Below are 11,639 nucleotides of genomic sequence, written 5' to 3'. Positions count from 1 at the left end.
CCCCCCCCCCCCCCCCCCCCCCCCCCCCCCCCCCCCCCGGGGTGGAGCAGAAAGGCGCGACGATCAGGCGTCGGCGTTCTTCGGCGCAGCCTTGGGGGCGGCCTTATTCACAGCGGCGGTGGCCTTCTCGGTGGCCTCCTCGACGGTGGCCTGCGCCTTGTCGACGGCGGCCTCGGCCTCGTCGCCCGCACGGTTGACCAGCTTCGCGGCGCGCTCGCCGACCTGCTTGGTGGCGGACGCGACCTGGCCCAGCGAGGACTCGGTCAGCTCGACGGCCTGGTTGTACGCCTTGGTCGCCTGCTCGGTGGCGTCCTCGATCACGGAGCCCGACTTGATGCGCTCGAAGGCGCTCTCGCCGCGCTCGGCCAGCGACTCGTAGATGTCGGTCGCGACCTGGATGTAGGCGGCGGCCACCTTGCGCAGCTCCTCGGGGGTGAACTTGGCGCGCAGCTCGTCGACGTCCTTGGGCAGGCCGTCCTTGGCCTCGGTCAGCTTGGCCTGCGCGGAGTCGGTGGCCTCCTCGACCTTCGCCTGGGCCTCCTCGACCTTGGTCTGGAAGTCCTTCGACGCGTCGGTGGCTGCGGCGCGCAGCTTGTCGACGACCTCGGACACGGCCTCGTAGGCATAGTCGCCGGCGCCGAGGGCGGCGAACAGGGGGGTCTTCAGGTCGTCGAGGGTGTTCTGCTCGGTCATGGCATGTTCTCCTTCAAAGCGGTCTCGTTCTCGCGGCGGAAGCTCTCGTAGATGTCGAGTAGGGCCTGCTTCTGCCGCTCGTTGATGGCAGTGTCCGCGATCAGTGCATCGCGTACCGGGGACTCCGGACGCTCCTCGAGGATCCCGGCCTGCACGTACAGCACCTCCGCCGAGAGCCGCAGCGCTTTGGCGATCTGCCCCAGCACGTCGGCCGACGGTCGGCGGAGCCCCCGCTCGATCTGGCTGAGATACGGGTTGGAAACCCCCGCCCTCTCCGCCAGTTGCCGGATGGACACCTCTGCCGCAAGACGTTGCGACCGAATGAACGCTCCAATATCGGATCCCGAGTTCACTGAATCCACTTCGGGCCCTTCATCGCTCGTCATATCCGGTCTCCCGTCTGCGCGGCTGACACCACGCTAACAGCTAGTGCTAACTCTTGCAAGCAGTTGGTTAGCAGTGTGATCGTAGTCATTGACACGAGCCCGCGCGCCTCAGAAGAGGAGCTGGGTGATCGTGTAGATCGCCAGGCCGGCCAGGGCACCGACGACGGTGCCGTTGATCCGGATGAACTGCAGGTCGCGTCCCACCGCGAGCTCGATCTTCCCCGACGCCTCGTCGGCGTCCCAGCGCGCGACGGTGTCGGTGATGATCGAGGTGATCTGCCCCGCGTAGTTCTCGACGAGGTGCCGCACCGAGCGATCGACCCAGAAGTCGACCTTCCCGCGCAGCGCCGGGTCGTCGCGCAGCCGGACGCCGAACCGGGCGGCGGATTCGCTGAACTTCTCGCGCAGTGTCGAATCGGGGTCGTCGACCGACGCCTCGATCATCCGCTTGGCCGCGCGCCACGCCGCCTGCGCCGCGGTGCGCACCTCCTCGCGCCCCATCAGCTCGGCCTTGACGTCCTCGACCTTGGCGATGGTCCGCGGATCGTGCTGCAGGTCGGAGGCGAAGTCCCAGAGGAAGGTGCTCATGGCGTGCCGCACCTCGTGATCGGGGTCGCTGCGCACCTTCCAGGTGAACTCGACGAGCTCGCGGTAGATCCGCTCCCCCAGCAGCGAGTTGACGAACTTGGGCGACCACTGCGGACCGTCGGTGTCGACGATCTTGTCGATGACGCCCTGGCTGCCCAGGGCCCAGTGGTGCGCGCGCTCGGCGAGCAGGTTGATCAGCGGCAGCTGACGCTGCTCCTGCAGCAGCGTCTCGACGAGCCGCCCGATGGGCGGCCCCCACTCGGGCTCGGCGAGCCGCTTGATGATGGTGGAGTTGAGCACCGCCTCGACGTCCTCGTCGCGCAGCACCTCGCTCATGACCTTGACCAGCTTCGCCGCCTCGGCGCCCAGCCGCTGCGAGTTCTCCGGATCGGCCATCCAGTTGGCGACGCGGCCGCTGAGCTCGAGCGAACCCACCTTCTCCGCGATCACGTCGGGGGTGAGGAAGTTGCTCTCCACGAAGCCGCCGAGCGCGTCGCCCAGCTGGTCCTTCTTGCGCTTGATGATCGCGGTGTGCGGGATCGGCAGGCCCAGCGGGTGCCGGAACAGCGCGGTCACCGCGAACCAGTCCGCCAGGCCGCCGACCATTCCCGCCTCGGACGCGGCCTTCACGTACCCGACCCACGGCCCGGCGATCGCCAGGTGCGCACCCTTGGTGTCCAGGTACTCGCAGATGAGGTAGATGATCGCCGCGCCGATGAGGAAGGAGAGGGCCAACGCCTTCATCTTGCGCAGATCTCGGCGCTTCTGCTGGTCCGGCGTGCCGCCGAACGGACTCGCCGGAGCTGAGGACGAGGGCTTCGGCCCGGACGTCTGCGGGGTACCCGCGGGAGATGACACCGTCACGAGTCGATCTTGCCCGAAGATCGGGCCCGCGCGCCGGATAGGGTGGTTCCATGGCGAACGACAACGGTTGGTCCGGTTCCGCATCCGCAGCTCTGCGCTGGCGACCGGGGTCCACGGTGCAGGACATCGACACCTCCGGCACGCCGGGATTCGACGGTGACAAGGCGGCGGGCGAGGCGCTCCTCGTCGAGCGCGGCAAGCGGCTCTCGCAGCTGCAGGAGCTGCTCTACGCCAACGGCCGCGCGGGCGATCACCGCTCGGTGCTGCTGGTGCTGCAGGGCATGGACACGGCCGGCAAGGGCGGCATCGTGCGGCACGTGATCGGCATGGTCGATCCCCAGGGCGTGAAGACCGCCTCCTTCGGCAAGCCCACCGAGGAGGAGCTCGCGCACGACTTCCTCTGGCGCATCCACCGGCAGACCCCGAAGGGCGGCCAGATCGGCGTCTTCGACCGCTCGCACTACGAGGACGTGCTCGTGGTCCGCGTGCACGATCTGGTACCGCAGTCGGTGTGGGAGCCGCGCTACGGGGTCATCAACAGCTTCGAGGAGGATCTGGCCGCCTCGGGCATCACCGTGGTCAAGTGCGCCATGTTCGTCTCGTTGGACGAGCAGCGCAAGCGGCTGCAGGAGCGCCTGGACCGCCCCGACAAGTACTGGAAGTACAACCCCGCCGACATCGACGAGCGCGGCTACTGGCCGAAGTACCAGGAGGCCTACCAGGCGATGCTCGACCGCACCAGCGTCGACAGCGCCCCCTGGCACATCATCCCCGCCGACCGCAAGTGGTTCAGTCGGCTCGCGATCACCGAGCTGCTCATCGAGACCCTCGAGGGCCTCGGGTTGGACTGGCCGCCCGCCGCGTTCGACGTCGAGCACGAGAAGGCCCGCCTGGCGCAGGCGTAGCCCCTCGGGGCGCCCCCCGCGGCGGGGGCGCCCCCGAGGCGGGCGGCCTACCCGAGTCGGGCGGCCCGGCGCTCGCCGGACCACAGCTCCTCGACGAGGACCTGCACCACGAGGGCGATGGCGCTCCACACCAGCGCGGCGAGCGGCGTGGCCCCCGCGGCGACGGCCGCGATGCCCGCGCCCAGCAGGGCGAGCGTGATGCACACCGCGAACGCACGGGTGCCGTCGAAGCCGGTGAGGTAGGCGTCCATGACCCCGATCCCCAGCACCGCTACCGCCAGCGGCCCGACGAACGCCGCCGCGACCACCACGTTGCTCACGTGCGCCTCGTGCGAGATGCCGAGCGCCTCGACGTGCAGTCCGGCGCCGAACGCCGCGATCCCCGTGAAGATCACGATGTGGCCGTAGCCCCAGGCGAAGCACTTGCTCGGAGCGCGAACCAGCGCCTCCCCGACCGGGATCGAGAAGTAGATCCACCAGATCGACAGGTTGAGCACCATCGCGGCGACGCCGAGCACGGCGATGTCGGCGCTCCAGCCCTGGGCCTTGAGCAGCGCCTGCAACGCGACGACGGTGCCGACCACGCCCTCGCCCAGCGTGATGATGGTGAGCAGGCCGTAGCGCTCGGCGATGTGGTGCGGGTTCCACGGGGTGCGCTCGCGCCGCTCGGCGATGTACGGCCCGCCGAGCTCCACGATGAACAGGATCAGGCCCGCGACGAGCACCTGCGCCAGGGTCAGCGGCGCGAACGCGCTGAAGATCCACCCGATCTGCGCGAACGTGATCGCGACGATGTAGGTGACGGCGGCCCGGCGGTACCGCGGCGACGAGATCGCCACCCGGGTCCACTGCGCGAGCAGCGCGACGCGCATCACCACGTAGCCGATCACCAGCACCGAGTTGTTCGGCTGCTCGTGCGCGGCGACCGAGGCGAAGAAGGGCTCCACGCCGAGGCCCATGATGCAGACACCGATCATCTGCAACGCCGTGACGCTGCGGAAGAGCCAGTCGTCGGTGTCGAAGGCGGAGGCCATCCACGTGAAGTTGATCCACGCCCAGATCGCGGCGAAGGCGCAGAACCCGAACCCGACGAAGGCGGCGAAGTAGTGCCCCTCCGCGATGGCGTCGGCGAGTTGCACGCCCGCGAGCGAGAAGACCACCACGAAGGTGAGGTCGAAGAGCAGCTCCAGCGTGGTGGCCGTCCGGCCCTCCTCGTGCGGGTCGCGCCCGGACATCCGGATCAATCTGCGGCGCATCGCCGACGGTGCTTCACTCACTCGCGTCTCCCTCTTCACGTCCCCACAGAACGAAGCTCATCGTAGGCGCGCCGAACGCCCTCCGCGCGCCCGGATCAGCGGGTGGTGTAGCCGCCGTTGGCGAACAGCGTCTGGCCGGTGATCCAGTGACCATCGGTCGCCAGGAAGTCGACGATGGGCGCGATGTCCTCGATCAGGGTCAGGCGGCCGCCCATGCCCTGCGACTTGTGGAACTCGACCCGCTCGGGCGTCTCCTGGCCGTAGAAGAAGGGCGTGTCCATCGGCCCGGGGGCGATGGCGTTGACGGTGATCCCGCGGCCCGCGAACTCCTTGGCCGCGGCGCGGTTGAAGTGCTCGACCGGCGACTTGCCGCCCGCGTAGGTGGAGTACCCGTCGGTGAAGGCGCCGAGCAGCGCGGTCACGATCGTGACCAGAGTGCCGCCGTCGCGCAGCGTGCGCCCCGCCTCCTTGATGAAGAAGTAGGCGGCCTTGGCATTGATGTCCAACATCGAGTCGTACTCGGCCTCAGAGGTTTCCAGGATCGGCTTGCGCAGCACCTTGCCGACCGTGTTCACCGCGACGTCGACGCCGCCGAACTCGGTCACGGCCGCGTCGAACAGCTCGGTCACGGTCGACGGTGCCGTCAGGTCGCCCTGGAACAGCAGCGCCGCAGCACCCGCGGCCTCGACGGCGGCCGCGGTCTCCCGGGCCTCCGCCTCCGACGACGGGCTGTTGTAATGCACCACCACGTTCGCACCGAGCCCGGCGAGATGGCGACTGACCAGACCGCCGAGGTTCTTGCCGCCACCGGCCACCACTGCCGTCTTCCCAGCGAGCTTCGTCATGTGTTCTCCTCATCGTTGTGCGCATCGGTGTGTGCCGCACCCAACGTAAGCGCCTAAAAGACAACCGACAATCGAATGTTTTCGGACTATTCACTACTTCTGATTGTGAATAGGATGGCCTGATGACCACGCCCGACCTCCGCCGCCTGGAGCAGTTCGTCGCCGCCATGGAGGAGCCCTCGCTCGCCGCCGCGGCCGCCCGCCTGCACCTGAGCCAGCAGGCGCTCTCCGCCGCGCTCCGCCAGCTCGAGCGCGAACTCGGCACGCCCCTGTTCACCCGCTCCGGGCGCCGCCTCGCCCCGACCGCCGCGGCCCGCACCCTGTACGACGGTGCGCCCTCCCTCCTGTCCGGTGCCCGGCTGCTCGCGGCGCGCGCCCGGGACGCGGGCGCGCAGCGCCGGCGTCCGTTCGTCGTCGGTCGCAGCCCCGCGGTGACCGCCGAGGAGGCCTACGAGATCCTGGAACCGCTGATCGCACAGGACGATCCGCCGTCGATCACCGTGCGCGAACTGTTCCCGTCGGCGATGGTCGCCGAGCTGCGGGAGGGCACCATCGACCTGGTGCTCCGGCGCGGCGCGGCGCTGCCGGACCAGCTGGCGGGAAGCACGCTCGCCTACCACCCGCTGCGGGTCGCGCTGCACCGCGACCACGGGTCGGCCGGTCGCGAGCGGCTCGCGCTCGCCGAGCTCGCGGCGTCGCCGATCGTGGTGTGGGCGCCGCCGCACGCCTCCTTCTACACGGACTTCCTGGTCGCGCAGTGTCGTCGTGCGGGCTTCGAACCGGACCTGCTGATCAACCACGTGCAGGGCACGCCACCCGCGACCGCGGTGCTCGCCGCACCGCACGCCGCCGCGTTCGTGACCGGTCCGCCCGGGGAGCGCTTCGGGGGCCGGGTCACGGTCCTCGAGCTCGACGATGCCCCGCAGGTCCCGGTACAGGCACTGTGGCTGCCGCACACCACTGATCCGGTGCGCGCCGCGCTCCTCGCCGCCTATCCGCCGGCGTGAGCCCCGACGCGAGGGCCTTCGTGAGGGCCGGGGCGAGGGCCGGGGCGGGCGCCGGTCACTGGGGCTTGCGCGCGGTGACGAACTGCCCCTGACCGCTGACCGTCTGTTTGACGTCCACGAGACCGTTATCCCGGAGCCAGCCGGTGATCTCGTCCTTGCCGAACCAGCGGAAGCCCGAAACCCGTTCGGCTGTGGACGATCCGAGGACGGAGGTGAGCGGGGTCTGCAGCGAGGTGAACAGTGCGACACGCCCGCCCGGCCCGGTCACGCGGCAGATCTCGCGGACCGCGAGCCGCGGCGCCGGGATCAGGTACAGCGCCGCCAGGCAGACGACGGTGTCGAAGGCACCGTCGGAAAAGGGCAGCTCGAGCGCGCTGCCGCGGACGTAGACGATGCGGTCGCCCGAATTGTCGGCGACGGCGCGCTGCAGCATCGCGTCGGAGACATCGAGGCCGACCACCACACCGTCGCCACTGAGCTTGCGCGCCAAGGGTTTCGTATACAGACCGGGTCCGCAGGCCACGTCGAGGAGCTTCTGCTCGCCGCGGCCCGTCAGCTCGTCGAGCAGCAGGTCCTGGCGGCTGAGCGTGCCGGAACCGCCGAGGCTGAACAACCGGGTGAAGGCCGGCCGCCAGGCCTTCTCGTACACCGCGGCCAGCGCCGGGTTGTGCATGAGCGCATTGCTCAGCCCCGTCGGCCTGGCGCTCTCCGGCGCGAGCACGTCGAGGTAGCCGTGGGTGCGGTCCGGCGCGCGGCCGAGCCGGGTGGGGTCGAGCATCGCCTCGACCCGGTCGATCGCGCCGGTCATGCGGCCCACGCTAGCGCGCCACGCACCGACCCGGGACGGTTCCCGCTCGATGTCGCCGCCCCGGCGGAGGGCTGAACCGGCAAGTCCCCTTGCCGGTTCAGCAACGGATCCCTACTTCGCCGAGTACTCGAAGAAGCCGCGGCCCGCCTTCTTGCCCTTGTAGCCGGCCTCGACCATGCGCAGCAGGAGCGGCGGAGCGGCGTAGAGCGGCTCCTTGTACTCCTCGTACATGGCGTCGGCGATGAACTTCACGGTGTCCAGGCCGATGAGATCGGTCAGCTTGAGCGGGCCCATTGGGTGCGCCAGGCCGAGCACGATCGCCTTGTCGATGTCCTCGGCCGTGGCGAAGCCCGACTCGTACATGCGGATCGCCGAGAGCAGGTACGGGACCAGCAGGGCGTTGACGATGAAGCCCGAGCGGTCGGTGGCGCGCACGACCTGCTTGCCCAGCACCTCGGAGGCGAACTGCTCGGCGCGGGCCACGGCACCGTCGGACGTGGACAGCGAGCTGATCACCTCGACGAGCGGGAGCACCGGCACCGGGTTGAAGAAGTGCAGGCCCAACACCCGTCCGGGGTTCTTCGTGGCCTCGGCGATGCGCTGGATCGGCAGCGACGAGGTGTTGGACGCGAGGACGGCCTCGGGGTCGGTGACCACGGCGTCGAGCTTGCCGAACACCTCGGCCTTGACGGCCTCGTTCTCGACGATGGCCTCGATCACCAGCTGGCGGTCGGCGAAGTCGGCGAGATCGGTGGTGAAGGTCAGCCGCTCGGCGGCCTGGTCCCGCTCACGCTCGGTGATCTTGCCGCTGGACACGGCCCGGTCCAACGACTTGAGGATGCGCGCGCGGCCGCCGGCCGCGAGCTCCTCGGTGGCCTCCCAGACCAGCACGTCCGCGCCGGCGCGGGCCGACACCTCGGCGATACCGCCGCCCATCTGGCCGGCGCCCACGACGCCGACCCGCGAAACTACTTCAGACATTTCCGCCTCTCCGAAACTTCTGCCGATATGCAAGCGGCCCGCAACATCGCGTTGCGGGCCGCCTGTCAGGTAGTCGGGCACGTTCTAGGCGTACCCCAGCAGAGTTACCCTCATCTCACCTCGTGCACGTGTCACGATCCGAGCGCCGGGTATCTCCTTGCCAATTCCTAGTGGAACTGGCCTTCCTCGGTCGAGCCCTTCAGCGCCGCGGTGGACGTGTTGGGGTCGACGGTGGTGGCGATGCGGTCGAAGTAGCCGGCGCCGACCTCACGCTGGTGCTTCGTGGCGGTGTAACCGCGCTCCTCGGCGGCGAACTCGCGCTCCTGCAGGTCGACGTAGGCCGACATCTGGTTGCGGGCGTAGCCGTGCGCCAGGTCGAACATCGAGTAGTTGAGGGCGTGGAAGCCGGCCAGCGTGATGAACTGGAAGGTGAAGCCCATCGCGCCCAGCTCGTTCTGGAACTTCGCGATGGTCGCGTCGTCCAGGTGCTGCTTCCAGTTGAACGACGGCGAGCAGTTGTACGCCAGCAGCTGGTCGGGGAACTCGGCCTTGACGGCCTCGGCGAACTTCTTGGCGAGCTCGAGATCGGGCTTGCCGGTCTCCATCCAGATCATGTCGGCGTAGGGCGCGTAGGCCTTGGCGCGGGCGATGCAGGGCTCGACGCCGTTCTTGATGCCGAAGAAGCCCTCGGAGGTGCGGGTGCCGTCGAGGAAGGGCTTGTCACGGTCGTCCACGTCGGTGGTGAGCAGCGTGGCGGCCTCGGCGTCGGTACGGGCGATCACGACGGTGGGCGTGTTCGCCACGTCCGCGGCCAGACGCGCCGAGGTCAGGGTGCGGATGTGCTGCTGGGTCGGGATGAGCACCTTGCCACCGAGGTGGCCGCACTTCTTCTCCGAGGCGAGCTGATCCTCCCAGTGGGTACCGGCGGCACCCGCGGCGATCATGGCCTTCTGCAGCTCGTAGACGTTGAGCGCGCCACCGAAGCCGGCCTCGCCGTCGGCGACGATCGGCACGACCCAGTTGTCGACCGCGTTGTCGCCCTCGACCTTGGCGATCTCGTCGGCGCGGAGCATGGCGTTGTTGATGCGGCGCACGACGGCCGGAACCGAGTTGGCCGGGTACAGCGACTGGTCCGGGTAGGTGTGGCCCGCGAGGTTCGCGTCACCGGCGACCTGCCAGCCGGAGAGGTAGATGGCCTTGAGGCCGGCGCGCACCTGCTGCACGGCCATGTTGCCGGTGAGGGCGCCCAGGGCGTTGATGTAGGAGCCGTCGCCCTTGGTCACGCCGTCCCAGAGGATCTCGGCGCCGCGCTTGGCGAGCGTGTTCTCCTCGACCACGGAGCCCTGGAGCTCCTCCACCTGAGCCGCGGTGTAGTCGCGCTTGATGCCCTTCCAGCGCGGGTTGGTGTCCCAATCCTGCTGGATCTCGGCGGCGGTCCTCGGCTGTCCGACGGTGCTCATTGGCTCCCCGTTCTTCGCTCTTCGCGTAGTCGATATAGGAATCTGATCGGCGACCGGCTGCGGGCGAGAGGCTGATCGCTAACCCGCTTCACTGCACCGGCTTTGCGCCTGAACACAGGGTGCCACACCTAAAGCCGCAGGCCAAGGCCATCGAGGATGCCAAAGCAAGCCATGAAATCACGAGGATCTTGCTAATTTTGCGAAGGAGAGTGGCACGGTTCGCAGAAAAAAGTACGTCCGTACTGGGAGTTTGCGGGTCGGGCTCCCCGGCCCCGTCGGGCCGTTTCCGACGGTCCGCCGCCGCCCGGCAGCGCACCGTCGGACCGGTTGTGTGATGCACTTCACTGCGAAGGTGGCGCATCACTGCCCGTACGCGCCGGTAGCTGGGCTTCCACGACTAATATTCGCTGCATGTCCAAGACCTACGTGGGTGCTCGCCTCCGAGGCCTGCGCAAGGAGCGCGGGCTGTCGCAGGCGTCCCTCGCCGAGGCGTTGGAGATCTCGCCGTCGTACCTGAACCAGATCGAGCACGATGTACGGCCGCTCAGTGTGCCGGTGCTGCTCAAGATCACCGATGTCTTCGGCATCGACACCTCGTTCTTCAACTCGCAGGACCAGACGCGGCTCATCGCGGAGCTGCGTGAGGTCACGATGGACGTCGACGCGCCCACCAGCACCGACGAGCTCTCCGAGCTGGCCCGCGACCACCCCGGCTTCGCCCGCGCCATGGTCGCGCTGCACCGCCGCTACCTCGGCGCCGCCGACCAGCTCGCCCAGGTCACCGACGGCCGCAACGACCCCGGTGCGCGCGGCAGCATCCCCAACCCGCACGAGGAGGTGCGGGACTTCTTCTACCAGCGGCAGAACTACTTCCACGAGCTCGACACCGCCGCGGAGGAGCTCACCGCCCGGATGCGCATGCACAGCGCCGACGTCCGGACCGAGATCGTCACCCGCCTCGAGGCCGTGCACAACGTGTCCATCCGCCGCCGCGTCGATCTCGGGGAGACGGTGCTCCACCGGTACGACCCGCGCACCCGCGTCCTGGAGATCAACCGCCATCTCTCGGTCGGGCAGCAGGTCTTCAAGATGGCCGCCGAGCTCGCGTACCTCGAGTGCGGCCGCGAGATCGACGCCATGGTCGACGGTGCCGGGTTCGGCTCCGAGGAGGCGGGTCGCCTCGCGCGGCTCGGGCTCGCGAACTACTACGCGGCCGCCGTCGTGCTGCCGTACACGCAGTTCCACGGTGCCGCGGAGGAGTTCGAGTACGACATCGAGCGGCTGTCCGCGTTCTTCTCCGTGAGCTACGAGACCATCGCGCACCGTCTGTCCACCCTGCAGCGCCCCAACCTGCGCGGCGTGCCCCTCTCCTTCGTCCGCGTCGACCGGGCCGGGAACATGAGCAAGCGGCAGAGTTCCACCGGGTTCCACTTCTCCGCGTCCGGCGGCACCTGCCCGCTGTGGAACGTCTACGAGACCTTCGCGTGGCCGGGCAAGATCATCACGCAGATCGTCGAGATGCCCGACGGCCGCAACTACCTGTGGGTCGCGCGCACCGTCGAGCGACGGGCGGCGCGGTACGGCCAGCCCGGCAAGACCTTCGCCATCGGCATCGGCTGCGAGCTGCGGCACGCCCACCGCCTCGTATACGCCCGCGGTCTGGACCTGGGCGACGCCAACGCCACCCCGATCGGCGCCGGCTGCCGCGTCTGCGAGCGCTCCGGCTGCCCCCAGCGCGCCTTCCCCGCCATCGGCAAGAGCCTCGACATCGACGAGCATCGTTCGACGGTCAGCCCCTACCTCGTCCGGTAGCTCCGTCACCCTCCCTGGTTCGACGGTGCCCGCC

At 69.2% G+C, this 11,639-nt stretch carries 11 protein-coding genes; 3 read left to right on the top strand and 8 right to left on the bottom strand.

Features of this window, described 5'->3' with window-relative positions; all coding sequences use genetic code 11:
* Positions 1-63 precede the first annotated feature (63 nt).
* The 3 genes from HF999_RS09080 to HF999_RS09070 all read right to left on the bottom strand — a co-directional run bounded on the left by HF999_RS09080 (position 64) and on the right by HF999_RS09070 (position 2,525).
* Positions 64-693 (bottom strand): heparin-binding hemagglutinin, encoded by a 630-nt coding sequence (locus HF999_RS09080; protein ID WP_168545547.1) that lies wholly within the window; start codon positions 691-693, stop codon positions 64-66.
* The gene (locus HF999_RS09075) at positions 690-1,079 is read right to left on the bottom strand and encodes a helix-turn-helix domain-containing protein (protein ID WP_168545546.1); all 390 of its coding nucleotides are present in this window, start codon (positions 1,077-1,079) and stop codon (positions 690-692) included. Before HF999_RS09075 ends, HF999_RS09080 begins: the two co-directional genes overlap by 4 nt.
* Positions 1,080-1,187: 108 nt before the next feature.
* Positions 1,188-2,525, bottom strand: coding sequence for a DUF445 domain-containing protein (locus HF999_RS09070; RefSeq protein WP_168545562.1), 1,338 nt, complete (start codon positions 2,523-2,525; stop codon positions 1,188-1,190).
* Positions 2,526-2,581: 56 nt separating this feature from the next.
* Here HF999_RS09070 and HF999_RS09065 point away from each other — a divergent pair, with 56 nt between their 5' ends.
* A complete protein-coding gene (locus tag HF999_RS09065; RefSeq protein WP_168545545.1) occupies positions 2,582-3,436 on the top strand; it encodes a polyphosphate kinase 2 family protein in 855 nt (284 codons plus the stop codon).
* 47 nt (positions 3,437-3,483) lie between these two features.
* On the opposite strand, the gene HF999_RS09060 is transcribed toward HF999_RS09065, so the two are convergent.
* Both HF999_RS09060 and HF999_RS09055 read right to left on the bottom strand, forming a co-directional pair.
* On the bottom strand, positions 3,484-4,713 hold the full coding sequence (locus HF999_RS09060; protein WP_312854073.1) for a low temperature requirement protein A: 1,230 nt from the start codon (positions 4,711-4,713) through the stop codon (positions 3,484-3,486).
* A 74-nt stretch (positions 4,714-4,787) separates the two neighbouring features.
* Positions 4,788-5,537: an SDR family oxidoreductase gene (locus tag HF999_RS09055; RefSeq protein ID WP_168545544.1), complete on the bottom strand. Its 750-nt coding sequence runs from the start codon at positions 5,535-5,537 to the stop codon at positions 4,788-4,790.
* A 122-nt stretch (positions 5,538-5,659) separates the two neighbouring features.
* On the opposite strand from HF999_RS09055, the gene HF999_RS09050 reads away from it, so the two are divergent.
* Complete coding sequence (locus HF999_RS09050; RefSeq protein WP_168545543.1) at positions 5,660-6,544, top strand: LysR family transcriptional regulator; 885 nt, start codon at positions 5,660-5,662, stop codon at positions 6,542-6,544.
* Positions 6,545-6,599: 55 nt separating this feature from the next.
* Here HF999_RS09050 and HF999_RS09045 read toward each other — a convergent pair whose 3' ends face one another.
* From HF999_RS09045 to aceA, 3 genes are all read right to left on the bottom strand, one after another.
* Positions 6,600-7,352, bottom strand: coding sequence for a class I SAM-dependent methyltransferase (locus HF999_RS09045; protein ID WP_168545542.1), 753 nt, complete (start codon positions 7,350-7,352; stop codon positions 6,600-6,602).
* A 111-nt stretch (positions 7,353-7,463) separates the two neighbouring features.
* Entirely contained in the window at positions 7,464-8,333 is an 870-nt protein-coding gene (locus HF999_RS09040; protein WP_168545541.1) for a 3-hydroxybutyryl-CoA dehydrogenase, read from the bottom strand.
* A 167-nt stretch (positions 8,334-8,500) separates the two neighbouring features.
* On the bottom strand, positions 8,501-9,793 hold the full coding sequence (aceA, locus tag HF999_RS09035; RefSeq protein ID WP_168545540.1) for an isocitrate lyase: 1,293 nt from the start codon (positions 9,791-9,793) through the stop codon (positions 8,501-8,503).
* 411 nt (positions 9,794-10,204) lie between these two features.
* On the opposite strand from aceA, the gene ramB reads away from it, so the two are divergent.
* Positions 10,205-11,605, top strand: a complete 1,401-nt coding sequence (ramB, locus tag HF999_RS09030) for an acetate metabolism transcriptional regulator RamB (RefSeq protein WP_168545539.1) — start codon at positions 10,205-10,207, stop codon at positions 11,603-11,605.
* The last annotated feature ends 34 nt before the right edge of the window (positions 11,606-11,639 follow it).

The organism is Tsukamurella spumae, from assembly GCF_012396015.1.
In the GTDB taxonomy this organism is placed as follows: Bacteria; Actinomycetota; Actinomycetes; order Mycobacteriales; family Mycobacteriaceae; genus Tsukamurella; species Tsukamurella spumae.
Note: the sequence above shows the minus strand (reverse complement) of the source record. Positions and strands in the feature narration are given on the sequence as shown.